Annotated in this window: 22 protein-coding genes; 3 read left to right on the top strand and 19 right to left on the bottom strand. The window is 73.5% G+C overall.

Annotated features, from left to right (window positions below):
* Window positions 1-77: 77 nt before the first annotated feature.
* From hpf to PP1_RS21650, 9 genes are all read right to left on the bottom strand, one after another.
* A complete protein-coding gene (gene hpf, locus PP1_RS21690) occupies window positions 78-737 on the bottom strand; it encodes a ribosome hibernation-promoting factor, HPF/YfiA family (protein WP_010239734.1) in 660 nt (219 codons plus the stop codon).
* A 360-nt stretch (window positions 738-1,097) separates the two neighbouring features.
* The gene (locus tag PP1_RS21685; protein ID WP_075315221.1) at window positions 1,098-1,829 is read right to left on the bottom strand and encodes a ComF family protein; all 732 of its coding nucleotides are present in this window, start codon (window positions 1,827-1,829) and stop codon (window positions 1,098-1,100) included.
* 157 nt (window positions 1,830-1,986) lie between these two features.
* Complete coding sequence (locus tag PP1_RS21680) at window positions 1,987-3,732, bottom strand: LpqB family beta-propeller domain-containing protein (RefSeq protein WP_010240542.1); 1,746 nt, start codon at window positions 3,730-3,732, stop codon at window positions 1,987-1,989.
* Window positions 3,729-5,552 carry an MtrAB system histidine kinase MtrB gene (gene mtrB, locus PP1_RS21675; RefSeq protein WP_010240540.1) on the bottom strand — a complete coding sequence of 608 codons (1,824 nt, stop codon included), beginning with the start codon at window positions 5,550-5,552 and terminating at the stop codon, window positions 3,729-3,731. Before mtrB ends, PP1_RS21680 begins: the two co-directional genes overlap by 4 nt.
* 19 nt (window positions 5,553-5,571) lie before the next feature.
* Window positions 5,572-6,249: an MtrAB system response regulator MtrA gene (gene mtrA / locus PP1_RS21670; protein WP_010240537.1), complete on the bottom strand. Its 678-nt coding sequence runs from the start codon at window positions 6,247-6,249 to the stop codon at window positions 5,572-5,574.
* Window positions 6,250-6,274: 25 nt separating this feature from the next.
* Window positions 6,275-6,913 (bottom strand): dTMP kinase, encoded by a 639-nt coding sequence (locus tag PP1_RS21665; protein ID WP_010240534.1) that lies wholly within the window; start codon window positions 6,911-6,913, stop codon window positions 6,275-6,277.
* A 16-nt stretch (window positions 6,914-6,929) separates the two neighbouring features.
* Window positions 6,930-7,406 (bottom strand): NUDIX hydrolase, encoded by a 477-nt coding sequence (locus PP1_RS21660; RefSeq protein WP_010240531.1) that lies wholly within the window; start codon window positions 7,404-7,406, stop codon window positions 6,930-6,932.
* 90 nt (window positions 7,407-7,496) lie between these two features.
* Window positions 7,497-8,999 carry an adenosylhomocysteinase gene (ahcY, locus tag PP1_RS21655; RefSeq protein ID WP_010240528.1) on the bottom strand — a complete coding sequence of 501 codons (1,503 nt, stop codon included), beginning with the start codon at window positions 8,997-8,999 and terminating at the stop codon, window positions 7,497-7,499.
* A 295-nt stretch (window positions 9,000-9,294) separates the two neighbouring features.
* Window positions 9,295-10,674, bottom strand: coding sequence for a glutamate mutase L (locus tag PP1_RS21650; RefSeq protein WP_075314679.1), 1,380 nt, complete (start codon window positions 10,672-10,674; stop codon window positions 9,295-9,297).
* Between the two features lie 160 nt (window positions 10,675-10,834).
* Here PP1_RS21650 and PP1_RS21645 point away from each other — a divergent pair, with 160 nt between their 5' ends.
* On the top strand, window positions 10,835-12,463 hold the full coding sequence (locus PP1_RS21645) for a long-chain fatty acid--CoA ligase (RefSeq protein ID WP_010233911.1): 1,629 nt from the start codon (window positions 10,835-10,837) through the stop codon (window positions 12,461-12,463).
* A gap of 86 nt (window positions 12,464-12,549) precedes the next feature.
* Here the strand turns inward: PP1_RS21645 and PP1_RS21640 are convergent, their stop codons facing one another.
* From PP1_RS21640 to ald, 3 genes are all read right to left on the bottom strand, one after another.
* Window positions 12,550-14,142: an amino acid permease gene (locus PP1_RS21640; protein ID WP_010233914.1), complete on the bottom strand. Its 1,593-nt coding sequence runs from the start codon at window positions 14,140-14,142 to the stop codon at window positions 12,550-12,552.
* 104 nt (window positions 14,143-14,246) lie between these two features.
* Entirely contained in the window at window positions 14,247-15,824 is a 1,578-nt protein-coding gene (locus tag PP1_RS21635; protein WP_010233917.1) for an amino acid permease, read from the bottom strand.
* 153 nt (window positions 15,825-15,977) lie between these two features.
* Window positions 15,978-17,078: an alanine dehydrogenase gene (gene ald / locus PP1_RS21630; protein WP_010233920.1), complete on the bottom strand. Its 1,101-nt coding sequence runs from the start codon at window positions 17,076-17,078 to the stop codon at window positions 15,978-15,980.
* An 89-nt stretch (window positions 17,079-17,167) separates the two neighbouring features.
* Here ald and PP1_RS21625 point away from each other — a divergent pair, with 89 nt between their 5' ends.
* Window positions 17,168-17,671 (top strand): Lrp/AsnC family transcriptional regulator, encoded by a 504-nt coding sequence (locus PP1_RS21625; RefSeq protein WP_050802438.1) that lies wholly within the window; start codon window positions 17,168-17,170, stop codon window positions 17,669-17,671.
* Here the strand turns inward: PP1_RS21625 and PP1_RS21620 are convergent.
* From PP1_RS21620 to PP1_RS21595, 6 genes are all read right to left on the bottom strand, one after another.
* Complete coding sequence (locus PP1_RS21620; RefSeq protein WP_010233927.1) at window positions 17,665-18,615, bottom strand: cation diffusion facilitator family transporter; 951 nt, start codon at window positions 18,613-18,615, stop codon at window positions 17,665-17,667. The two genes, PP1_RS21625 and PP1_RS21620, sit on opposite strands and share 7 nt — an antisense overlap.
* Before the next feature lie 46 nt (window positions 18,616-18,661).
* The gene (gene manA, locus PP1_RS21615; protein WP_010233929.1) at window positions 18,662-19,876 is read right to left on the bottom strand and encodes a mannose-6-phosphate isomerase, class I; all 1,215 of its coding nucleotides are present in this window, start codon (window positions 19,874-19,876) and stop codon (window positions 18,662-18,664) included.
* Window positions 19,877-19,905: 29 nt separating this feature from the next.
* Entirely contained in the window at window positions 19,906-21,003 is a 1,098-nt protein-coding gene (locus PP1_RS21610; RefSeq protein WP_227012774.1) for an SIS domain-containing protein, read from the bottom strand.
* On the bottom strand, window positions 21,000-21,212 hold the full coding sequence (locus PP1_RS21605; protein ID WP_010232833.1) for a Trm112 family protein: 213 nt from the start codon (window positions 21,210-21,212) through the stop codon (window positions 21,000-21,002). The genes PP1_RS21610 and PP1_RS21605 overlap by 4 nt, the downstream gene beginning before the upstream one ends.
* 133 nt (window positions 21,213-21,345) lie before the next feature.
* On the bottom strand, window positions 21,346-22,767 hold the full coding sequence (locus tag PP1_RS21600; RefSeq protein ID WP_010232835.1) for a phosphomannomutase/phosphoglucomutase: 1,422 nt from the start codon (window positions 22,765-22,767) through the stop codon (window positions 21,346-21,348).
* An 86-nt stretch (window positions 22,768-22,853) separates the two neighbouring features.
* Window positions 22,854-23,207, bottom strand: a complete 354-nt coding sequence (locus PP1_RS21595; protein ID WP_010232838.1) for a DUF3499 domain-containing protein — start codon at window positions 23,205-23,207, stop codon at window positions 22,854-22,856.
* 91 nt (window positions 23,208-23,298) lie between these two features.
* Between PP1_RS21595 and PP1_RS21590 the strand changes: the two genes are divergently transcribed.
* Complete coding sequence (locus PP1_RS21590; protein ID WP_010232840.1) at window positions 23,299-23,772, top strand: metallopeptidase family protein; 474 nt, start codon at window positions 23,299-23,301, stop codon at window positions 23,770-23,772.
* Between the two features lie 86 nt (window positions 23,773-23,858).
* Here the strand turns inward: PP1_RS21590 and PP1_RS21585 are convergent, their stop codons facing one another.
* Window positions 23,859-24,158 carry a WhiB family transcriptional regulator gene (locus PP1_RS21585; RefSeq protein WP_033199906.1) on the bottom strand — a complete coding sequence of 100 codons (300 nt, stop codon included), beginning with the start codon at window positions 24,156-24,158 and terminating at the stop codon, window positions 23,859-23,861.
* Between the last annotated feature and the right edge of the window lie 31 nt (window positions 24,159-24,189).

Here is a 24,189-nt window from a genome sequence, read left to right as displayed (position 1 = left end):
CCCGCCGGTCCGGCCACCGCGGGAGCCGCCGGGCGCGGGTGCACCGCCGTGGGCGGCCGTGCACCCGCGCCGGACGGTCAGCCGCCGAGCCGGATCACGCCGTAGTCGTAGCCGTGCCGCCGGTAGACGACGGACGGACGGCCGCTCTCGCTGCAGGAGAACAGGTAGAAGTCGTGACCGACGAGCTCCATCCGGGACAGCGCCTCGTCCACCGTCATGGGCGCGGCGCCGTGGGTCTTCTCCCGCACGATCCGCCCGGGCCGGTACTCGGCGTCCCACTGCTCCTCGAGCCGGGCGATCTCGGCGTCCGGAAGGGTCTCGTCGTGCGCACGGGGGGCCGGGATGGTGTCGGAGATCGGCGGGGCCTGCTCCATGAGTGCGACGGCGGACGCGGTCGCGGCGGCTCGGGACGCCTGCACGCGGTCGCGACGGCTGGGCTTACGGCGGTCGTGGGAACGGCGCAGACGCTCGGCGAGCTTGCCCGCGGCCAGGTCCAGGGCGGCGTAGAAGTCGGGCCCCGACGCCTCGGCACGGGCGACGGCTCCGCAGCCGCCGCGGCCGGTGATCTCCACTCGCTGGCAGGACTTCTGCTGACGGCGGTTCGGCTCGTGGAAGAGCACCACCTCCATCCCGACGATCTTGTGGTCGTGACGTTCCAGGCGGCTGAGCTTCTCCTCGACCAGACCACGGAAGTGGTCGGGAACCTCGACGTTCCGGCCGGTGACGACGATCTCCACTCGGACATCCCTCGCTTCAGTCGTGCTGACCCGGGACTCGACGACGGCCCCGGGGGGTGGGCTATCGGTCGCTCCTCCTGATGTGGTAGCGGCTGCGAGTTCACCGGACGTTATCGGTAAAGCCGTCTGCCCGACAGGTCGTTCGCCGACCCGCTCGGGGGACGTACGACTCGCGATCACCGCACTCCGCGACGATCTCGTGGCAGCCGAGTGACACACGCCCGTCACTTCCTCCCGCTCACCGGGAGGACACACACGTGGAGTCCACAGTGGTCATCTCCGGAAGCCGTTCGGGACATGCTGCGGCAAACAGTCGTATGTGACGACCATCACATGACGGCAGTCACTGGTTCGTGCGGTTCACCGCGAGCGGACCGGGGTCGTCGCATCGGCCAGCAGCACCGACCCGGCCGCCGGCACCCCGATCCGCGCCAGTACCGGGTGGCACGCACGCAGCGTCGCTCCGGTGGTGACGACGTCGTCGACCAGCAGCACCGGCTCGTCCGGGCCCGGACCACGACGGGCGCCGCCCGCCGGGCGCAGCGCGGAGGCGAGGTTCTCCGCGCGGGCCGCGGCGTCGAGCCCGACCGAGTCCCGCGCCCGCCGGTCCAGCGCGAGGACCGGGAGCACCCGTGCCGGGAGCCCCGCGGCGGTCAGCCGGGGGGCCAGCGCCCGGCACAGCCGAAGGACGTGGTCTCCCCCGCGCGCCCGCGCCGCCGACGGCCGGGACGGGGCCGGCACCAGCCAGACCCGGCCCGGGTCGGCCCGGGCCGGGCCCACCGCTCCCGGCCCACCGGGCAGGACCGCGGCGACCGCGGGGACGAGCAGCGCCGCCAGCTCCGGCGCCAGGTCACGACGCCCGCGCTCCTTGTAGGCCAGCACGGCCCGGCGCAACGGCCCCCGGTAGCGCGCGGCCGCCACGACCCGCCCCGCGCCCGGGACCCGGACCGCGATCGGGCCCGCTGTGTCGTCGGCGCAGGCCGGGCACCAGCCGCCACTGCCCGGCGGCCCCGCGCCGCACCCCCCGCAGGTCCGGGGCAGCAGCAGGTCCAGCAGGGCGGCGAACGGTGTCGGGGCACGGTGGGTCGTCATGGTCCGGAGAGTGCACCGGAGCACCGGCACCGGTCGGCCGTCGCCGGCCCCGGACCAGGAGTTGTCCACAAGTGCCGGATCCGTCCACAGGCCGCGGATCGGGCGGTCCGCCGGCGCCCCGGTGCCGCAGGATCACCGCTGAGGGACCGGCGGCCGGTCAGCCCGGATAGAAGGGGCGCGCGCCGGTGGTGGCACCGACCGTCTGCCGCCACGCGTCCAGCTCCCCGCCGGAGAAGCTCCACAGGCCGGTCCGGTCGGTCACGTAGATCGGCCGTCCCGGGGCGGCGGTCACCGCACGCAGAGGAGAGGTGAGGTTGGTGCCGGGCAACTGGTCGAGGATCAGGCCGTCGAGGGTCACCAGCGAGACGGGCCGGTCGGAGTCGGCGGCGACGACGAGCTGCTCACTGGACCGCCAGTCGACGGCCACGGCGTCCTCCAGGTCGTCGGGCCGCAGCTCGCGCAACGGCCCGATCGCCTGTGCACCGCCGGGGCCGGGCACGATCGGCCCGACCAGCACGCGCCCGTCGGCGACGACCGCGACGCGACCGCCCTCCCTGGCGAGTGCGATGTCGCGGATCTCCCGGACGCCGTCGAGCACCCTGGTGTCCAGCGGCGCCTCCGCCGGAGGCTCCGCCGCCGGCACCGCGACCCGGCGCAGCCTGCCGTCGGCGACCGCCCAGATCTCGTCCCCGGCCGCGTTCCAGCTCAGCGCGGTGACGACCGCGCCGGAGACCGGCGTCGCGGTGAGCGTCCCGCCGGACGGGCCGACCAGGAGTCGCTGGGTGCCGCTCTCCTCCCGGGAGACCACGGCGATCCGGTCGGTCCGCGTCGCGGTCGCGGCGTCGACCACGTCGAAGGAGCCGTTGCCCGCCTGGCCGGGGACGGGAGCGTCCTGCCCGCCCTCGACCAGCCGGCGGACCCGGCCGCCGTCGACGACGAGCGGGTACGTCGGCATCCGCTCCGGCCCGGCGACGAGCGCCGCGAAGTCGTCCCGGGTGACCTCGGGCCGGTCCGGCAGCAGCGGTTCGCCGTCGGAGAGCACGCGCACCCGCGGCACGCTCACCTCCGACAGCGTGGACGCGATCTGCGCGGCGAGCAGCTGCCGGTCCTGCGGGGAGAGCCCGGACACCCCGGCGAGGTCGACGACCACGACGCCGTCCGGCGACTCCGTGACGGCCGAGCGCAGGCGGGCGGTGGCGGGGAACAGCGTGGTGGCCGCGCCGGCCAGCCCGTCGGACGGCCCGCGCATCAGGACCTCGGTCGCACGGGCGGCCAGCTGGTTCTGCCGGGTGCTGGGGACGTAGTGGGGATCCGCCAGCAACGAGCCCCGCTGCGGGTCGACGAACCACGCCCGCAGCGACCGGTAGTTCGCGCGGAAGTCGGAGAGCCGGACCATCACCCCGGGCGGGAGCCGGTCGATCCGCCAGTGGTCGTCCTGGCGCACGACACCGATGTCGACCTCGACCGGCTGCGGGGCCGGCTCGAACGCCCCGGAGGCGCTGACCGTGCCGAGCTGCGCACCGCGCACGCGTACGACCGCGCGGTCCGGGCCGGCCGCGGCGGTGTCCGGGGCGAAGACGGTGTCGAAGCGCTCGGTGAGCACCGTCAGCGATGCGCCGTCGTCCCAGCTCGACGCCGGGGCGGCGAGATAGCGGCGGGCCAGCGCGTGCCGGTCGTCGGGACGGCCGGAGGCGTAGACGAACCCGCGGACCAGGCCGAGCGGATCGGCGTCCTCGATCGGGCCGTCCGGCAGCGCCGCACCGTCCGCGCCGCTCTGCCGCAGGACCTGGACCGACGAGTGCTCCGGCACACTGGCGCAGCCGGCCAGCACCGCGAGACAGACGACCATCCCGACCCGGGCGGCCCATCGCAGCGCGGGCACGGTGTCCCGCCGGGCGGTCACCGGTCACCACCGGGGTCGGTGATGGCCCGCTCGGCGGGCTGCACCGGTGCGTGCTCGTCGCCGCGGATCTGCCACGCGTCCTCGGCGTGCACCGGGCGCGGCTCGTCGCGCGGGCCGCGGACGTCGTCGCGGCGGGCGCTGATCCCGCGGGGCGGGGTGGGCACCGATCCCGCTCGTCCGTCGCGCGGGGTACCGGCCTCGTCGTCGCCCGAGGGCGGGCCCAGCGGCAGCGGCGGGGTGGAGATGTGACCGCCGATCTGCCGGGGCAGCGTGAGCCGGAAGGCCGATCCCTTGCCGGGCTCGCCCCACGCCTGGAGCCAGCCACCGTGCAGCCGGGCGTCCTCGATGCTGATCGACAGCCCCAGCCCGGTGCCGCCGCTGCGCCGGGCGCGGGACTCCTCGGCCCGCCAGAACCGGTTGAACACCAGGTCCGCCTCGCCGGGCCGCAGCCCGACACCGTGGTCGCGCACGACGACCGCGACGGCCGCGGGATCGCCGGCCATCGTCACCTCCACCTGCTGTCCCTCCCCGTGGTCGATCGCGTTCGCCACCAGGTTCCGCACGATCCTCTCGACCCGCCGCGGGTCGGCCTCCACCCCCTCGCCCTCGGGGAGGTCGAGCACCAGCTCGGTGCCGGCGTCGGCGGCCAGGCCGCGGACGGCGTCGACGGCGTGGCGCACCACGGCCGACAGGTCGATCCGCTCGGCACCCAGCTCGGCGACACCGGCGTCGAGCCGGGAGATCTCCAGCAGGTCGGCCAGCAGCACCTCGAACCGGTCCAGCTCGGTGACCAGCAGCTCGGAGCTGCGGCGCAGGGCGGGCAGGAGCTCGTCGCGGGAGGCGTAGAGCACGTCGGCGGCCATCCGGACCGTCGTCAGCGGGGTGCGCAGCTCGTGGCTCACGTCGGAGGTGAACCGGCGCTGCAGCGCACCGAACTCCTCGAGCTGCGCGATCTGCGCCGCGAGGCTTCCGGCCATCTCGTTGTAGGACTCGGCGAGCCGGGCGACCTCGTCCTCACCGCGGACCGCCATGCGCTCGTCGAGGTGGCCACCCGCGAAGCGTTCCGCCACGTCGGCGGCGTGCCGGATCGGCCGCACCACCTGCCGGGTGACCAGGCTGGCGATCGCGGCGAGCAGGACCAGGAGCACGAGCCCGCCGACGATCAGCGTGCTCTGGACGAGGTTCAGCGTCAGCCGTTCCCCCTCGAGCGGGAACAGCAGGTAGAACTGCAGCTCGCGGCCCGCCGTCGCGACCGGCTGCCCGATCACGAGCGTGGGTACGCCGTCGACCGTCACGTACTGGCGGCCCATGCCGCCCTCGGCGACGGTGTCGCGCAGCTCGGAGGTGACCTGTCCGACGTCACCGGACGAGACCTCCGGCCCGTTGCCGGAGCCGGTCGTCAGTGCGGCGCGGTAGTCACCGGCGGCCGACGAGCCGGGCGCGGAGGACTGGGTGTTCGTCAGCCGCTGCAACGCCGAGTCGAGCGTCTCCTGCGCGCCCTCGCGGTCCGGGTCGACGCCCGAGAGCTCGCCCTCCAGTACCACCCGGCTGGTGTCCGCCTGCACGAACGCGCCGTTGGCCTTGCTCTGCAACAGCCGCTCGGTGATCTCGCTCTGCAGCACCAGCCCGAGCACGAGCACGACGGCCGTCGACAGCGCGAGGGTCGACACCACGACCCGGAGCTGCAGCGACCGCCGCCAGGACGCCGCGACCAGCGCGCCGAGCTCGTGCGCCTGCGCCCGCAGCGGCGCCAGCGCGCGGGCGATCCGGCGCACCCCGGGCACGCCGGCGAGCCTGCGACGCAGTCCGCCCCGGCTCATCGCCGGCGACCGGACCCGGTCACGGGGGCCCGGCCTTGTACCCCACCCCGCGGACGGTCAGGACCACCTCGGGGCGTTCCGGGTCGCGCTCCACCTTGGACCGCAGACGCTGCACGTGCACGTTCACCAAACGGGTGTCGGCCGCGTGCCGGTACCCCCAGACCTGCTCGAGCAGGACCTCCCGGGTGAACACCTGGCGCGGCTTGCGGGCGAGCGCCACGAGCAGGTCGAACTCGAGCGGGGTGAGCGCGATCGGCCTTCCCCCGCGCGTCACCTGGTGCGCGGGGACGTCGATGTCGATCTCACCGATCGAGAGCTGCTCGGCCGGTTCGGTCTCGATGCGGCGGACCCGGGCCCGGATCCGCGCGACGAGCTCCTTCGGCTTGAACGGCTTGACGACGTAGTCGTCGGCGCCGGACTCCAGGCCGAGCACGACGTCGACCGTGTCGCTCTTCGCGGTGAGCATGACGATCGGGACGCCCGACTCCGCGCGGATCGCCCGGCACACGTCGATGCCGTTCATCCCGGGCAGCATCAGGTCGAGGAGCACCACGTCGGGCTGCATGTCCCGGACGGCGGGAAGCGCCCGCGTGCCGTCGGAGACGACCGCGGTCTCGAATCCCTCGCCCCGCAGCACGATGGTGAGCATCTCGGCCAGGGCCGGGTCGTCGTCGACCACCAGCACGCGCGACTTCATGTTCCTCACTATCCCAGTCCGGTGGTCAGGGTCGTTGCAGCAGGTCGGCGACGAGCCCGGCCGGGTCGGCCGGATCGCCCAGCACCGTCCACGGGCTCAGCCAGGCGGCGTCGGCGAGCTGGCGGTACACGGCGTCGGTCCGGGCCTGCAGGGCGTCGTCGCTCTCGTAGGCGTCCCGTTGCCGGGCCTCGGTCAGCTCCCGCGCGCGGGCCCGCTCGGCGGCGACCGCGCGCGGTGGGGCGAGGAGCAGCTGGTGGTCGGGGACCGGGATACCGAACCGGTCGATCTCGAGCTCCCTGACCCAGCCGACGACCTCGCCACGGGCGTCCTGGCCGAGCCGCGCGGCGTTGTAGGCGGCGTTGGAGGCGACGTACCGGTCGACCAGCACGACGTCGTGCGTGCCGAGCGACGCCCGCAGCCCGGCCGCGGCGTCGCGCCGGTCGAGCGCGAACAGCACCGCCATGGCGTGCACCGACGACGCGAGGTCGCCCATCCGCCCGTAGAGCGCGTCGCGGGCCAGCTCGGCGTGCACGTCGTCGTCGTAGCGGGGGAACGCGGCCGAGGTGACCGTGGCGCCCCCGGCGCGCAGCGCAGCGGTCAGCCGGCCGGCGAAGGTGCGCTTCCCGGCACCGTCCAGCCCCTCGATGACCACCAGCCGTCCCACGGGCGCTGACCCTAGGTCAGGCGCCGATGGCCCGGACCACGGGCCACGTGGTCGCGAACCCGGGGTGCAGGTCCAGCTCGCCGAGGCGGTCGGTGCGCACCCAGCGCAGCTCGGTGCTCTCCGCACCGCGCACGCCGACCGGCGGCGCCTCGAGGGCACGCACGACCACGGTCGTGTACGTCCAGCCGCCGTGGTCGTCGACGAACTCGTCGAGCGTGGCCACCGCCGCGGTGTCGAGCGTGCTCTCCTCCGCCGCCTCGCGCAGCGCGGTGTCGTGCGCGGACTCGCCCCGGTCACGGGCACCGCCCGGGATGCCCCAGGTCCCACCGTGGTGGCTCCAGCCCGCCCGGTGCTGCAACAGGATCCGTTCCACCCCTGGCGGGTCCTCCGCGGCGCGGTGCCGGACCAGCAGGCCCGCGGCGCCGAACACCCCCCAGTGCTTGTGACCGTGGGCGCAGTGCACCCAGCCGTCCCCGGAACCGCGGTCGATCACGGACGAACCCCCTGGACACGCCGACGGCGCGGCGGCTGCAGCCACCGCGCCGTCGGACGGAGAAACCCGGACCCCGAGGGGCCCTCCCGATCAGTACCGGTAGTGCTCCGGCTTGTACGGGCCCTCGACGTCCACGCCGATGTACTCGGCCTGGTCCTTGCTGAGCTTGGTCAGCTCACCACCCAGCGCCAGCACGTGCACCTTGGCGACCTTCTCGTCGAGGTGCTTCGGCAGACGGTAGACGTCCTTGTTGTACTCGTCGTGCTTGGTGAACAGCTCGATCTGGGCGATCGTCTGGTTCGCGAACGAGTTCGACATGACGAACGACGGGTGGCCGGTCGCGTTGCCGAGGTTCATCAGCCGGCCCTCGGAGAGCACCAGGATCGAGTGCCCGTCCGGGAAGATCCACTCGTCGACCTGCGGCTTGATGTTGATCTTGTTGATGCCCGTGATGCGGCCCAGCCCGGCCATGTCGATCTCGTTGTCGAAGTGACCGACGTTGCACAGGATCGCCTGGTGCTTCATCTTCTGCATCAGCTCGGTCGTGACGATGTCCTTGTTGCCGGTCGTGGTGACCACGACGTCGGCGGTGTGGATGACGTCCTCGACCTTCGCCACCTGGAAGCCCTCGAGCAGCGCCTGGAGGGCGCAGATCGGGTCGACCTCGGAGACGATCACGCGGGCACCCTGGCCGGCCAGCGCCTCGGCGCAGCCCTTGCCGACGTCGCCGTAGCCGGCGACGACCGCGACCTTGCCGCCGATCAGCACGTCGGTGGCGCGGTTCAGGCCGTCCAGCAGCGAGTGCCGGATGCCGTACTTGTTGTCGAACTTCGACTTGGTGACCGAGTCGTTGACGTTGATCGCCGGGAACAGCAGCTTGCCCTGCTCGGCGAGCTGGTACAGGCGGTTGACGCCGGTGGTGGTCTCCTCGGTGACGCCGCGGATGTCCGAGTTGATGGTGGTCCAGCGCTTCGGGTCCTCGGCGAGGCTGCGGCGCAGGGTCGCCAGGACGACCCGCTCCTCGTCGGCGACGGTCTCGTCGTCGTCGGCGACGGTCGGCACGACGCCGGTCTCCTCGAACTCGACACCCTTGTGCACGAGCAGCGTGGCGTCGCCACCGTCGTCGAGGATCATGTTCGGGCCGACGATGTCGCCGTTGGCGTCACGGAACTTGAACAGCTGCTCCGTGCACCACCAGTACTCCTCCAGGGTCTCGCCCTTCCAGGCGAAGACCGGCACGCCCTGCGGGTTCTCCGGCGTCCCGTTCGGGCCGACGACGGTGGCCGCCGCGGCGTAGTCCTGGGTGGAGAAGATGTTGCAGGAGACCCAGCGCACGTCGGCACCCAGGCTGACCAGGGTCTCGATGAGGACCGCGGTCTGCGTGGTCATGTGCAGCGACCCGGCGATCCGCGCCCCGGCGAGCGGCTTGGCCTCGGCGTACTCGCGGCGCAGGTCGATCAGGCCCGGCATCTCGTTCTCGGCCAGCCGGATGTCCTTCCGGCCGTACTCCGCCTCGTTGATGTCGGCGATCGCGAAGTCGAGGCCGTTGACGTTCTGCAGCTTCGGGTGGCCGGTCGTCTCGGATGCGGTCATGGGGTGGGTGCGCCTCCTCGGGCGGTCGTGTCGGACTCATCCGTGCGACCGGTGCTACCGGCCGCATCCCGGACGGGAAGGACTCCGGCGGAGGCGAAGTGCGGCGTACACGGAAGCACGGCGCCCTCCCTCCTCGTCGGAGACAGGCGCCCTTTCCTCGTCCGTGCCGGGCCGGGCCCCGAGCGTGGCGGCGGCACCCGTGCGGGTGCGTGACCGCTGCAGCGCCTCTCGGCGCCCGGCTCTCTCGCAGGAACCATCGTTCCCAGGGACCCGGAGGGTGTCAACCGGACGACGCTCACCCGCCGAGGCGCTCGACGAGCAGCGCACGGGCGGCGTCCTCCCGGCCGTGCGCTGCCAGGAGACCGGCCGGGGCGAGCACGGACTCGGTGTCCACCCGGACCTCGACCTGCGCGAGCATCGCCGGCAGGACGGGGTCACGACGCACCGTCTCGGCGACCGCGGCCAGCGCGGCGGGGTCGCGCTGGCGGAACACTCCCCCGGTGAGGACGACGAGACCGATGTCACCGGCCGGGCCGGCGGCCGGCTCCGCCGGAACGGGCGCGATCCGGTCCGGCGCAGCCCCGGGGACGTCCGCGGGGAGGAGGCCGGTGTGCCGCAGGTGCCGGCGCAGCGCGACGACGGCGGCGATCGCGGCGAGCCTGCGGTCCTCGGCGGCCGCACCCCGGTCGGCGGGCACCGCCGGACCGGACGCCTCCAGCGCCGCGACGGCCGGGGCCAGCAGGTCGGCCTCGACCGGATCGACGAGCCCCTCGGTCTGCGCCTCCACCAGCACGCCGCCGGCCCCGTCCCGGACGCCGAGGTCACCCTCGACCGTCATCACCCCGGAACCGGGCCCGGGCGTCCCCAGGTGCACCCCGGTCGTCGCCGACCCGACGTCGACGACCAGCACCCCGGTCCCCGTCAGCCGGGCCAGCACCCCGGCACCGGCCGCCACCGCGACCGGTGTGCGGACGGGTGCCAGGTCGCCGAACCCGCCGGGCCCCGACCGCACCCCGAGCGCCTGGCCCGCGTAGAGCTCGGCGACGGCGTCGCGCACCGGCCCGGTCACGATCTCCCCGGGACGGGGCGTCGCGTTCGGGTACGAGGTCACGTCCCGGCCCCCCGCCCGCAGCAGGTCGAGGGCCTCGTCCCGGGCGGCGTCGGCGACGGCGAGCAGCACCGACCAGCCACCCCGGGTCCGGGCGAGCCGCCCGGCGTTGTGCAGGACGACGCCGGGGTCCTCGCCCTCGGCCCCGCCCAGCAGCAGGACCGCGCCGGGACGCTGATCGGTGAGCTCGCGGACCGCGTCGCTCTCCAGCGGGCCGGTGTGCACCCCCACCACCCGCGCCCCCGCCGACCGGCACGCCCGGTGCGCGGCCTCGGTCGCCGCGAGCCGGTCCGCCCCGACGACGGCGAGCCGCAGCGGCCCGCCCGCCGAGGAGCAGGCGAGCACCTCCAGGGCAGGCCCACCGGTCCGTCTCCCGATCGACGCCGCCGCGGCGGCGACCGCCGCGTCGACCCCCTCGATCACGTCCGCGGTCGTCGGGTGCTCGGCGAAACCGGCGGGTGTGCCGTCCGGGTGGACCAGCACCGCCTTCGTCCAGCTGGAGCCGACGTCCAGGCAGACCGCGGCGGTGTCCGGATCATCCGGGGCGCCGGAACGCGGATCGGTCATGGGGGGCGAGCGTAGTGCGGTCGGGCCGTCACCAGGAGTGCCCGGACGGAGCGTTCCCCCAGCCGACCGGCCCCGTCAGGTGGTGAGGCGGCTCACAGATCGACGCTACGGTCACCGGTGGACCGCACGAGAGTGCGCACCGCGACGGAACGGAGCGACGATGCTCGGACTGATGCAGGACCGGCCCCTGACCCTCCCGCACATCTTCCACCGGGCCGAGCAGCTGTTCGGCCACAAGACCCTGGTCACGGCCCGTCCGGACGGCACGGAGCGGACCGTCACGGTCGCCGAGTGGGCGGTCCGGGTGCGGCGGCTCGCGACCGCCCTCGACACGCTCGGCATCTCGGACGGCGGCCGGGTCGGCACGTTCTGCTGGAACACCTCCCGGCACCTGGAGCTCTACCTGGCCGCACCGTGCACCGGCCGGGTGCTGCACACGCTCAACATCCGGCTGCACCCCGACCAGCTGGTCTACGTCGCCGACCACGCCGGGGACGAGGTCGTCTTCGTCGACCGGTCGCTGCTCGGGCTGCTCTGGCCGCACGTCGACCGGCTGCCGGGGGTGCGGCACGTGGTGGTGCTCGACGACGGCGCGGACACCCCGGTCCCGGACGACCCGCGGATCCGCGACTACGAGGAGCTGCTCGCCGCCGCCGCGCCGTACGAGGGCCGGTTCGAGGTCGAGGACGAGAACACGGCCGCCGCGATGTGCTACACGTCCGGCACCACCGGCAACCCGAAGGGCGTGGTCTACAGCCACCGCTCGACGATGCTGCACTCGATGGTCACGCTGATCGCCGACGGGCCGGCGCTGGCCGAGCGCGACGTCGTCATGCCGGTGGTCCCGATGTTCCACGCGAACTGCTGGGGGCTGCCCTACGGCTGCCTGCTCGCCGGCACCGCGATGGTGTTCCCCGGGCCGGACCTCTCGCCCGGCTCGCTGCTGGACCTGATCGAGCGGCACCGGGTGACCATCACCGGCGGCGTCCCGACGATCTGGATGAACGCGCTCCCGCTGCTCGCCGAGCACGACCTGACGTCGCTGCGGATGATCATCTGCGGGGGTTCGGCGGTCCCGAAGGCGCTCTCCGAGGAGTACCGCCGGACCCTCGGCCTGCCCCTGACACACCTGTGGGGCATGACAGAGACCTCGCCGGTCGGGACGGTCGGCATCCTCGGCACGCACCTCGACGGCGCCTCCGAGGAGGAGCTCGCCGCCGCCCGGGTCCGCCAGGGCAGGCCGGTGCCGCTGGTGGAGATGCGCATCGCCGACCCGGACACCGGCGAGGAGATGCCCTGGGACGACCATGCCACCGGCGAGGTCCAGGCGTCCGGGCCGTGGATCGCCGCCGGGTACCACCGCGGCGAGGGCGGCGGCACCCAGTTCACCGACGACGGCTGGCTGCGCACCGGCGACGTCGCCGCCGTCGACCCGTACGGCTCGTTCCGCCTGGTCGACCGCACCAAGGACCTCATCAAGTCCGGTGGCGAGTGGATCGGCACCGTCGAGCTGGAGAACGAGATCATGGCGCACCCGCGGGTGGCCGAGGCGGCGGTGATCGGCGTCCCGCACGAGAAGTGGGTGGAACGCCCGCTGGCGTGCGTGGTCGTCGAGCCGGGGAGCACGCTCACCGCCGAGGAGCTCCTGGAGTTCCTGACCCCGCGGGTGGCGCGCTGGTGGCTGCCCGACGCGGTCGAGTTCATCGACGAGGTGCCGAAGACCTCGGTCGGGAAGTTCTCGAAGCGGACGCTGCGGGAGCGGTTCGAGGGCTACGCGCTGCCGACCTGACCGACCGGGCACGGACCCGCTTCGACGACGGCGGCGGCGCCCCCGGGATCACCGGGACGCCGGCGCCGTGGTCGTCGGGAGGTCGGTCAGGAGGACGAGCCGGTGGAGCCGTCGTCGTCCGCCGACCGGTCGGTGGAGCCCACGGCGGTCTGCGGGGTCTTCCCCCCGCGGGCCTCGGACGCGATCTCGGCCAGCGTCTGCCCGGTCGCGAGGCGGCTGCGACGACGGCCGTAGGCGAAGTAGATCACCGCACCGAGCGCCATCCAGCCGAAGAACCGGATCCAGGTGTCGGCCGGCAGGAACAGCGCGACACCGAAGCAGGCCACCGCGGACACGATCGGCAGCACCGGCATGAACGGCACCCGGAACGTGCGCGGCAGGTCCGGACGGCGCTTCCGCAGCACGATCACGCCGATCGAGACCAGGACGAACGCGGCCAGCGTGCCGATGTTGACCAGCTGCCCCAGCTCGGTGAGCTCCAGGAAGCCGCCCAGGACCGCCGCGGTCACACCGGTGATGATCGTCAGCCGGTACGGGGTGCGGTAGGTCGGGTGCACCCGGGCCAGCCACGGCGGCAGCAGCCGGTCGCGGCTCATCGCGAACGCCACCCGGGTCTGGCCGAGCATCAGCGTCATGATCACGACGGTGAGCCCGATCAGGATGCCGAACGAGATGATGAACTCGGCTGCCGGCAGGCCGGTGGCGGCCATGGCCGCGGCGGCCGGCGCCTCCACGCCGAGCTGCTCGTACGGCAGGATCCCGGTGTAGATCAGCGAGACGATGATGTAGAGCAGCGTCGCGATGGTCAGCGAGGCGATGATCCCGATCGGCATCGTCCGCTGCGGGTTCTTCACCTCCTCCGACAGCGTGGCGACGATGTCGAAGCCGAGGTAGGCGAAGAACACCAGCGCCGCGCCGGTGAACACGCCGGTCAGGCCGAAGGCGGTGTCGATGCCGAACAGGTCGAGCAGCAGCGGTGTCCCGGCGTCGCTCGAGTAGTCGGCCGGCCGGGACTCGGGGATGAAGGGCGTCCAGTTCGACCCGGTCACGTAGAACGAGCCGATCAGGATGATCCCGCCGACGATGAGCAGCTTCAGCGAGGTGACGGTGGCGTTCACCCAGGCCGAGAGCCGGATGCCGACGATGAGCACCGCCATCATCAGCAGCGCGATGAAGACGGCGGGCAGGTCGATGATCCCGCCGCCACCGGGGCCTGCGGAGATCGCGTCGGGGACCGGCAGCCCGATGCCCGCCATCACGGTGTCGAAGTAGCCGCCCCAGCCCTTGGAGACCGTGGCCGCGCCGAGCGTGAACTCCAGGACGAGGTCCCAGCCGATCATCCAGGCGATGAACTCGCCCATCGACGCGTAGGAGAACGTGTAGGCGCTGCCCGCCACCGGGACCGAGGACGCGAACTCGGCGTAGCAGAGCGCCGCCAGCGCGCAGACGATGCCGCTGATCAGGAAGGACAGCGCGACCGCGGGCCCCGAGTACAGGGCAGCCGCCTCGCCGGCGAGGACGAAGACACCGGTGCCGATCAGCACCCCGATACCCATGATCGTGAGCTGGACCGGGCCGAGCGCCTTCTTGAGCTGGAACTCCGGTTCTTCGGTGTCCCTGATCGCCTGCTCGACCGATTTGGTGCGGAAGATCCCGCCATTGGGGCTTCTGGCCGTCATGGTGCGGAAAGATACGTAGTGCACCGTTCGGTCGTACAACCAGGTACGACGACGGCGGCGCCCGATCGCCGGGACGCCGCCGTCGCAGGTCGTTCGGGTGCGGGTCAGGACTCCCCGGAGCTGCCACCGGCCCCGGCGCCGCCGGCCCCGCCGGAGCCGCCGATCTGGGCCGGGAGCTCGCCGCGCTCGCGGCGGGCCAGCACGGAGTGGTGCCGCGAGTAGGCGAAGTACACGACCACACCGATGACCATCCAGAGGACGAACCGCAGCCAGGTCTCGACGGACAGGTTCAGCATCAGCCAGACGCAGGCCAGCACGGCCAGGATCGGCACGACCGGGACCAGCGGGGTCCGGAAGCCGCGCGGCAGCTCGGGCCGCGTCCGGCGCAGGATGACCACGCCGATCGAGACGAGCACGAACGCGAACAGCGTGCCGATGTTGACCATCTGCTCGAGGTCCTCGGCCGGGAAGAACGTCGCGACCAGCGCGATCACGGTGCCGATCAGCCAGGTGGCCCGGCCGGGGGTGCCGTAGTTGTTCGTCCTGGCCAGCCCGGTGGGCAGCAGGCCGTCGCGCGACATCGCGAAGATGACCCGGATCTGCCCGAGCATCAGCACCATGACGACGGTGGTGAGGCCGAGCAGGGCGCCCAGCGCGATGATCGTCGCCGCCCAGTTCACCCCGAGCGAGGCGAACGCGGTGGCCAGGGTGGCGCGGGTGCCGTCGGGCTGGGTCGCCAGCTCGGTGTAGGGCACCATGCCGGTGATCACGAGCGCGACCGCGACGTAGAGCACGGTGACGATCGCGAGCGAGCCCAGGATGCCGCGGGGCAGCGCCTTGGACGGGTTCTTCGTCTCCTCGGCGGTGGTCGCGACCGCGTCGAAGCCGATGAAGGCGAAGAACACGATGGCGGCCGCGGCGAACACGCCGTAGATCCCGAACACGCTGGACGACGCCCCGCCGAAGAACGACAGCAGCGACTGCTGGATGCCGGTGCCGGTCTCGGTGGTGCCGGGGGTGGGCTCCGGCACGAACGGGGTGTAGTTCGCGGCGTTGACGTAGAACAGCCCGAGGATGATCACGAACAGCACGATCGCGACCTTGATCGTGGTGATGACCAGGCTGACCCGGCTGGACAGCTTGGTGCCCCGGTACAGCAGGAAGGCCAGCACGAGGACGAGCAGCAGCGCGCCCCAGTCGAAGGAGAAGAAGCTCCCCAGCTCGAACGAGGTCGACACGTCGAGCCCGATCAGGCCGAGTGTCTGCGCCAGATACTCCGACCAGCCCTTCGACACGTACGCCGAGCCGACCGCGAACTCCAGCACGAGGTCCCAGCCGATGATCCAGGCGATGAACTCGCCGAACGTGGCGTAGGAGAACGTGTACGCGCTGCCCGCCACCGGCACGGTGGAGGCGAACTCGGCGTAGCAGAGTGCGGCGAGACCGCAGGCGACCGCGGCGAGGACGAACGACAGCGACACCGCGGGACCCGCGATGTTGCCCGCCGTACTCGCGGCCAGGGTGAAGATACCGGCGCCGATGACCACCGCGACCCCGAAGACGATCAGATCGATCGTCCCGAGGTCCTTCTTCAGCCGGGTGTCCGGTTCGTCGGTGTCCCGGATGGATTGCTCGACCGTCTTGGTGCGGAAGATTCCGCCACCACGGTTCGTGACCGTCATGAGCGGTGAAAATACGACCGTGGTGCGGTGCCCGTCACGCTCCGGGGAGCAGATTTAGGGTCACGATAAGATTGCGCAACGATATGTCCGGTTTGCCGTGTCGCGCCCGGGCATGTCGCGACCCCGGACCGGTGATCCCGTGCGCCGGGAGCGTCAGACCGTCCCGTGCTCCAGCCCGTGGGCCTGGGCCACCTCGGCCGAGAGCAGCGCGCCGCGGTGCGTGGACAGGCCGGCCGCCAGCGCCGGGTCGTCGGCCGTGGCGGCCTCCCAGCCACGGTCGGCCAGCCGCAGCACGTACGGCAGCGTCGCGTTGGTCAGCGCCCGGGTGGAGGTGTGCGGCACCGCGCCCGGCATGTTCGCGACGCAGTAGAAGACCGTGTCGTGGACGGCGTAGGTCGGCTCCGCGTGCGTGGTCGGCCGGGAGTCCTCGAAGCAGCCGCCCTGGTCGATCGCGATGTCGACGAGCACGGCGCCGGGGCGCATCTGCGCGACCAGCTCGTTCGGGACCAGCGTCGGGGCCTTCGCGCCCGGGACCAGCACCGCGCCGATGACCAGGTCGGCATTCGTCACGGCCTCGCGGACCGCCAGCTGCGTGGAGTACACGGTGCGGACGCGGCCGGCGTAGCGCTCGTCGATCGCGCGGAGCTTGTCGACGTCGATGTCCAGCACGGTGACCTGCGCGTGCATGCCCGCCGCGAGGGCGATCGCGTTCGCACCCGCGACACCGGCGCCGAGCACGACGACGTCGGCGCCCGGGGCACCGGGCACGCCACCCATCAGCACGCCGCGGCCACCGGCCGAGCGCATGAGGTGGTAGGCGCCGGCCTGCGGGGCCAGCCGGCCCGCGACCTCGCTCATCGGGGCGAGCAGCGGCAGCCGGCCGTCGGCGGTGCGCACGGTCTCGTAGGCGATGGAGGTGGTGCCCGCCGAGAGCAGCGCGTCGGTGCACGGCCGGGACGCGGCCAGGTGCAGGTAGGTGAACAGGGTGAGGTCGGGGCGCAGGAAGCCGTACTCCGACCCGATCGGCTCCTTGACCTTGAGCAGCAGCTCCGCGGAGCCCCACACCTCGGCCGGGTCGGCGAGGACCTGCGCGCCGGCCTCCTTGTAGTCGGCGTCGGCGATGGCCGAGCCGGCGCCCGCGTCGTGCTGGACGACCACCTCGTGCCCGCGCTGGACGAGCTCGTGCACCCCGGCCGGGGTCAGCGCGACCCGGTACTCGTTGTCCTTGGTCTCCTTCGGCACCGCGACGCGCATGTCCCTCTCCTCACCATCGGCTCCGTCAAGGATGAAGAAGAAGCGGTATCGTGCCAACTCCAACGACGAAGATTCTCGGATCGGTGGACATGAGTGACGATGATTCGGTGGCGGCGGCACGATGGGCGGCCGAGCCGAACGTCGTTCGGCTGGACGGCACCGACCGCAGGCTGCTGCGTCTGCTGGAGCAGGACGCCCGGACCCCGAACAACGCGCTCGCCGAGGCCGTGGGGATCGCGCCGTCGACGTGCCTCGGCCGGGTCCGGGCCCTGCGGGACCGCGGGGTGATCCGCGGCTACCACGCCGACGTCGATCCCGCTGCCACCGGCCACCCGCTCCAGGCGATGATCTTCGTGACGTTGCAGGCCGACGCCCGCGACCGGCTCGACGAGTTCGTGACCCGGTCGTCCGGGCTGGCCGAGGTCCGCGACGTCTACTTCCTGGCGGGCGAGGACGACTACATGCTGCGCGTCGCCAGCGCCGGCACCGCGGCGCTGCGGCAGCTGGTCGGGGTGCTCAACTCGTGGCCAGAGGTCGCAGGCACCCGGACCTCACTGATCTTCGAGCACCACCGGGCGCCCGACACCTACTGAGCTCCCAGGCCCCCGGCGTCCTCCGCGGGGGCGGGACTGCGGTCCAGGTCCGGCTCCAGGTAGATGACCCGCGCGTCCGGCACGGCCGCCCGCACCCGGGCCTCGGCCTCGTCGATGGCACGGGCGACCCGCTCCAGCGTCATACCGGGGGTGAAGGCGACCTTCGCCGCGACCAGCAGCTCCTCCGGGCCCAGGTACTGGGTCTTGAGGTGGATGCAGCGCTGCACGTCCGCACCGGCCTCCAGCTCGGTGACGATCCGGCCCACCACCTTCGGCAGCGCGCCCTCGCCGATGAGCAGGCTCTTCATCTCCACGACGAGGACGATCGCGATGACGCCGAGCAGTACCCCGATGCCCAGGGTCCCGACCGCGTCCCACACCGGGTCGCCGGTCAGCACGGTCAGCCCGACGCCGCCCAGCGCCAGCGACAGGCCGATCAGTGCGCCGAAGTCCTCCAGCAGCACCACCGGCAGCTCCGGGGCCTTGGCCTGCCGGATGAACAGCCACCAGCTGCGGTTGCCCTTGAGCGGACGCGACTCGGCCATCGCCGTCCGGAACGAGAAGCCCTCCAGGCAGATCGCGACCACCAGGATCACGACCGCGACGAGCGGCGAGGTCAGCGGCTCGGGCTCGGCCAGCTTGTGCAGGCCCTCGTACACCGCGAACACCGCACCGGCGGTGAAGAGCAGCAACGCGACGACGAAGGCGTAGAAGTAGCGGTCCCGCCCGTACCCGAACGGGTGCTCCGGCGTGGCCGCCCGGGCGGCCCGCTTCCCGCCGAGCAGCAGCAGCCCCTGGTTCGCGGTGTCGGCGACCGAGTGCACCGCCTCGGCCAGCATCGACGACGCCCCGGTGATCAGGTACCCGACGAACTTCGCCGCCGCGATCCCCAGGTTCGCGAGCAACGCCGCGATGATCGCCCTCGTCCCGCCGCCGGCCGACATGCGGTGCAGCGTATCGGCGGGCGCGGCGGGCCGTGGGACCCGCGGATCAGAGCGCGTCGCCCGCCAGGAAGACGGTGGCGCCGTCGTCGCCGGTGGTGAGCACGGCGCCCGTGTCGCCGGCCGAGAGGTACACCGCGGCGCCGCGGGGCAGCTCGATCTCCGCGCCGCCTGCCTCGACCGCGGCGTCGCCGGAGGTGCACAGCATGATCCGGGCGCCGGTGCCCGGCACGTCCAGCTTGTCCCGGCCACCGGTGTCGGCCCGGCGGAGCAGGAACTCCTCGACCGGCACGTCGTAGCGGTGCCACCCGTCGGCGTCACGCTCGGGGGCGGGCCGGCGGACCGCGGGCGGCGGTGCGGCGAAGTCCAGGACCCGCAGCAGCTCCGGCACGTCCACGTGCTTCGGGGTGAGCCCGCCGCGCAGCACGTTGTCGGAGTTCGCCATCAGCTCGATGCCGGCGCCCGAGAGGTACGCGTGGAGGTTCCCGGCAGGCAGGTAGAGCGCCTCGCCGGGGGCGAGGGTGGTCCGGTTCAGCAACAGCGCGGCGAGGACGCCCGCGTCACCCGGGTAGCGCTCGGACAGGTCGAGGACCGTCTTCGCCTCGCCTGTCCACTCCCCCGCCCCCCGCTCGAGCAGCCGGACCGCACCACCCTGCAGGGCGGGCACCAGCCCGTCGAGCAGCGACTGCGGCAGCGTGATCCAGGTGGTGAACAGCGCGCGCAGGCCGTCCGGGTTGGGCTGCCCGGCGAGCAGCTCGGCGTAGGACGCCAGCTCCGGCACGTCGAGCGCGCGGAGCAGCGCGACGGTGCTGGCCGGCTCCCGGAACCCGACCAGCGCGACGAAGTCGGTGAGCGCGCAGATCAGCTCGGGCTTGTGGTTGGCGTCGCGGTAGTTGCGGTCCGGGGCGTCGACGGGCAGCCCCGCCGCGTTCTCCCGGGCCCAGCCGTCCCGGGCCTGTTCCAGGCTCGGGTGCGCCTGGAGCGACAGCGGCTCGTCCGCGGCCAGCAGCTTCAGCAGGAACGGCAGCCTGCCCTCCCAGCGGCCGCGGCCGGGGCCCAGCGCCGCCGCAGGGTCGGCGGCGATCAGCTCGTGCAGCGGGCGCACGGCGTCCCCGGAGCGCACCTTCGACGGCGCGGCCGGGTGCGCGCCCAACCACAGTTCCGCCTGCGGGTGGGGCGCCGGGACGGGCTGGCCGAGCAGTTCGGCGATGACCGTCCGCGATCCCCAGGCATAGGTCCGGATCGGGTTCTCCAGCAGTTCCACGGGTCTCCCGGTGTCAGGTGCGCGAGGGGTCAGAGATCGATCGATGCCCGGGTGGCCAGACCCAGGTAGACGGCGGCGATGTCGACGCGCAGCGCGAGCAGCAGCGCCCGGCGCAGGACGGCGTCGCGGGTCCCGCGCGGGACCTCCTCCACCGGGTGCGCGACGTCGGCGTTCGGCCACTCCCGGCCGAGCAGGCGACGGCTCACCATCTGCGGGTCCTCCTCGCCGGTCCCGAGCAGCACCAGCCGCGGCGGGAGTGCTGCCGCGGCCGGCTCCGGGTCGTCGAACGGGTCACGGAAGATGTCGTTCTCCCGCTCACCCAGGTCGATCGCGACCCGCAGACCGGCCAGCGTGCCGGCCTGGCCGAGCCCGTCGGCCTGCGCGACGACGCCCGCGTGGGTGGCGAGCGCGTCCGCACCGTGCCGGGCGACGGCGGCCGCCGCCGGGTCGGCACCCCACAGCAGCGGGGTCCGCTCGGCCATCCGCAGCGCCAGCGACTTGGCCGGGTTCACGAACGGCTCGTGGCCCGGCTGGCAGCGCTCGGCCTCCTCGTCGAGCACCTCCGCCAGTGCCTCGGTGTCCGGTGCCGGGCCGAGCAGCTCCAGCTCGGTGACCGTCGTCAAGGCGACGGTGAGCGCCTGCGCGAACCCGAGGCCCTCGGGCAGCGGGATGCGCGGCTCGACCAGCCGGGCGCGGCCGGCACCGGCCTGTGCGACCGGCCCGAGGTCCGGGGCGGACAGCACGGTCTCCGCGCCGCGGCGCACCGCGAGGGCGATCGACTCGGCCAGCTCGGGGTCCGCGGAGTCGGTGCTGTGCGCGACGACGACGTCCAGCGGGCCGATCCAGCCCGGCACCCGCTCGGCGTGCACCACCGGGACCGGGCAACGGTCACCCAGCAACGCCGTCACCAGGTCGGCGACGGCACCGGAGACCCCCGGCCTGCGCAGCAGCACCAGCGCCCGCGGCCGGAACCCGCGCAGCCGGTCGAGGCCGGCCTCGCCGCACGCGTGCGCGGCCGACCGGACCTGGGCGCCCGCGGTCGCGGCCGCACGCAGGACACCGGTGGTGTCCCTGGCGATCAGCGTCTCCGGATCGGCCAGCAGGCTGTCGTCCAGCACCCCGTTCACCCGTCGTCCCCGGCGGGACCGGTGCCCGGCAGGGCCTCGTCGAGCAGGAGGACCGGGATCCCGTCGGTGACGGGGTACGACCGGCCGCAGGCCTCGCAGGTGAGCGCGTCGGCGCCGGGCTCGGCGGACGTGCCGGACCGCAGCGGCGCGTGCGCGTCGCACGGGCAGGCCAGGATCTCCAGCAGCTGGGGGTCGAGCTGTACGGCCACGGTTCTCCTCGTCGTCATGTCTTCCGGTTCGATGCTGCCACCACGCCCCGACACCGCGCGGCAGCCGACCGGGTACGGCGGTGCCGTCCGGGGTGCACGCTCCGGAGCTGTCGTCACGCTCCGCGAGTGTCGCTCAGGCGCGCACGACCGCCAGCACCTCGTCGACCAGCGCCCGCACCGCGGCGTCGTCCGCCGCCTCCACGTTGAGCCGCAGCAGCGGCTCGGTGTTGGACGCCCGCAGGTTGAACCACGAGCCGTCCGCCAGGGACACCGTGAGGCCGTCGAGCCGGTCGAGCTCCACCCCGTCCCGGGGGCCGTAGAGCGACTCGATCTCGGCCACCTTCGCGGCCTGGTCGGCGACCGTGGAGTTGATCTCGCCGGACGCCGCGTAGCGGTCGTAGCCCGCCATCAGGCCGGACAGCGGTGCCACGGTGCCGGACGCGGCGGCCGCAGCCCGCTGCTCGCCGAGCGCGGCGAGCAGGTGCAGGGCGGCGAGCATGCCGGAGTCGGCCTTCCAGAAGTCCCGGAAGTAGTAGTGCGCCGAGTGCTCACCACCGAAGACGGCGCCGGTCTCGGCCATCGTCTGCTTGATGAACGAATGCCCCACGCGGGTCCGGACCGGGCGGCCGCCGTGCTCGGCGACGAGCTCCGGCACCGCCCGCGACGTGATCAGGTTGTGGATGACGGCGACGTCGGTCTCCCCCGCCGCCTGCGCCCTGGCGAGCTCGCGGGCGGCGACCAGCCCGGTGATCGCACTCGGGCTGACGGCGTCGCCGCGCTCGTCCACGGCGAAGCACCGGTCGGCGTCGCCGTCGAAGGCCAGGCCCAGGTCGGCGCCCTCCGCGACGACGGCCTTCTGCAGGTCGACCAGGTTCGCCGGGTCGAGCGGGTTCGCCTCGTGGTTCGGGAAGGTCCCGTCGAGCTCGAAGTACAGCGGCACCACGCGGACGTGGAGCCCGTCGAACACGGTCGGGACGGTGTGCCCTCCCATACCGTTGCCGGCGTCGACGACCACGGTCAGCTCGGGCGCCCCGGCCAGCGTCGACAGGTCGACCAGCTCGCGCAGGTACCGGGCGTACCCGGTGAGCATGTCCTCGCGGCGGACGGTCCCGGTGCCGGTCGCCGGCACGCCCTCGCCGAGGAGGCGGGCCGCGTCGTCGCGGATCGTCGCCAGGCCGCTGTCCTGCCCGATCGGCACCGCGCCCGCCCGGCACAGCTTGATCCCGTTGTAGCGGGCCGGGTTGTGGCTGGCGGTGAACATCGCGCCGGGCAGCCCGAGCGAGCCGGAGGCGTAGTAGAGCATGTCCGTGCTGGCCAGGCCGATGTCGACGACGTCGAGCCCCTGCCCGGTCACGCCGTCGGCGAACGCCGCGGCCAGCGCCGGCGAGCTGTCGCGCATGTCCCGCCCGACGACCACGGCGCCGGGAGCCGGGGTGTCGGTCGCGACCAGCCGCGCCGTCGCCGCCCCCAGTGCGCGGGCGGTGGGCTCGTCCAACTGGTCGCCGACGACACCGCGGATGTCGTAGGCCTTCACGATCGCCGAGAGGTCGGGCACGGCGCCTGACCCTAGCGGAGGCACGTCACCCGTCCGCGCAGGTCTCCGCCCTCGCGACCGGACGCGCGCGGCCGGTCACCCGCTGCTCAGTCGTCGTCACCGGGAGTGGGCAGCGCCCGCAGGTGCCCGCGCCGGCCGGTGCCACCCGGCCGGGCGACCACCTCGACCGGCCGGTCCAGCCGCCCCGCCTCACGGACGGCGTCGGCGAGCGCGGTGAGGTCCTCGCCGGTGTGCTGGGGCGGGGCGAACTCGCCCTCGAAACGGACGACCTCCCAGCCGCGCGGAGCCGTGAGGTTGTGCGCGTGCCCGGTGCACAGGTCGTACGAGTGCGGCTCCGCCTGCGTGGCGAGCGGCCCGACGACGGCGGTCGAGTCGGCGTAGACATAGGTGAGCGTGGCGACGGCGAGCTCGGTGCAGCCCGTCCGTGAACATCTCCGCACACTCAACACACACCGGACGATAGCCCGTACATCCACCGCGTCCGCACTGCGACGCGCACCCGCCTCGGTGACGGGGGCCTAGGATGGGGCGGTGTCCACCGCGAACCGCCTGCTGCGCCGCACCCCTCGCCGCCGGGACCGCCGCGGCCGGGGACTGCGCGGGCTGATGTACCCGGTGTCCACTCCCGCCTTCCGCACCCGCGCCGAACGGTTCGACGCGAAGGTGCTGGAGGCGCTGGAACCGATCGAGGCGCGCTGGGGGCCGGAGCTGGCCGACCTGGACCTCGCCGTCGACGACGTCCCGGCCGTCGACCGGACCTCGCCGGACGAGGTCACCTGGGGCACCGGGGTGCTCGCCGACGTCGGCGTCCCGCTCGCCCACCTGGTGCCGGCGGGCGTCGACCCGGCCGGTCTCCCGACACGGGCCAGGATCGTGCTCTACCGGCGCCCGCTGGAGGCCAGGGCCCGCAACGGGGAGGACCTCGCCGATCTCGTGCACGAGGTCCTCGTCGAGCAGGTCGCGGAGTACCTCAACATCGAGCCCGACGCGGTCGACGGCGGCTGACCGCCGCCCACCACCCGCACGGCGGCACAGACGACGGCGCCCGGGTCACCAGTGGTGTCCCGGGCGCCGGTGGTCTCGTACCCCCGTCAAACGGCGGCGCCGCGGCGCAGACGGCGCCGCTCCCGCTCGGAGAGCCCGCCCCAGATGCCGAAGCGCTCGTCCTGCGCCAGCGCGTACTCCAGGCACTCGGCCCGGACCTCGCAACCGGAACAGATCCGCTTCGCCTCCCGGGTGGAACCGCCCTTCTCCGGGAAGAACGCCTCCGGATCGGTCTGGGCGCACAGCGCGCGCTCCTGCCAGTCCGGGATCTCGTCCCCGGGTGACTCCTCCAGCAGCAGGCCCTTCAGGTCCAGGACCTCCGCCACCCGGTCGTGGTCCTCGATCATCGGCTGCCGTGCCTGGTCGGCCTCCGCCGGC

The organism is Pseudonocardia sp. P1, assembly GCF_000178675.2.
GTDB lineage: Bacteria > Actinomycetota > Actinomycetes > Mycobacteriales > Pseudonocardiaceae > Pseudonocardia.
Note: the sequence above shows the minus strand (reverse complement) of the source record. Positions and strands in the feature narration are given on the sequence as shown.

Coding starts and splice junctions, on each gene's coding strand:
- PP1_RS21620 (WP_010233927.1), bottom strand. CDS start 18,615: ATGTCGGCCGGCGGCGGGACGAGGGCGATCATCGCGGCGTTGCTCGCG.
- ahcY (WP_010240528.1), bottom strand. CDS start 8,999: ATGACCGCATCCGAGACGACCGGCCACCCGAAGCTGCAGAACGTCAAC.
- PP1_RS21650 (WP_075314679.1), bottom strand. CDS start 10,674: ATGACCGATCCGCGTTCCGGCGCCCCGGATGATCCGGACACCGCCGCG.
- PP1_RS21685 (WP_075315221.1), bottom strand. CDS start 1,829: ATGACGACCCACCGTGCCCCGACACCGTTCGCCGCCCTGCTGGACCTG.
- PP1_RS21625 (WP_050802438.1), top strand. CDS start 17,168: ATGAGTGACGATGATTCGGTGGCGGCGGCACGATGGGCGGCCGAGCCG.
- PP1_RS21640 (WP_010233914.1), bottom strand. CDS start 14,142: ATGACGGCCAGAAGCCCCAATGGCGGGATCTTCCGCACCAAATCGGTC.
- ald (WP_010233920.1), bottom strand. CDS start 17,078: ATGCGCGTCGCGGTGCCGAAGGAGACCAAGGACAACGAGTACCGGGTC.
- PP1_RS21635 (WP_010233917.1), bottom strand. CDS start 15,824: ATGACGGTCACGAACCGTGGTGGCGGAATCTTCCGCACCAAGACGGTC.
- PP1_RS21585 (WP_033199906.1), bottom strand. CDS start 24,158: ATGATCGAGGACCACGACCGGGTGGCGGAGGTCCTGGACCTGAAGGGC.
- mtrA (WP_010240537.1), bottom strand. CDS start 6,249: ATGAAGTCGCGCGTGCTGGTGGTCGACGACGACCCGGCCCTGGCCGAG.
- mtrB (WP_010240540.1), bottom strand. CDS start 5,552: ATGAGCCGGGGCGGACTGCGTCGCAGGCTCGCCGGCGTGCCCGGGGTG.
- PP1_RS21645 (WP_010233911.1), top strand. CDS start 10,835: ATGCTCGGACTGATGCAGGACCGGCCCCTGACCCTCCCGCACATCTTC.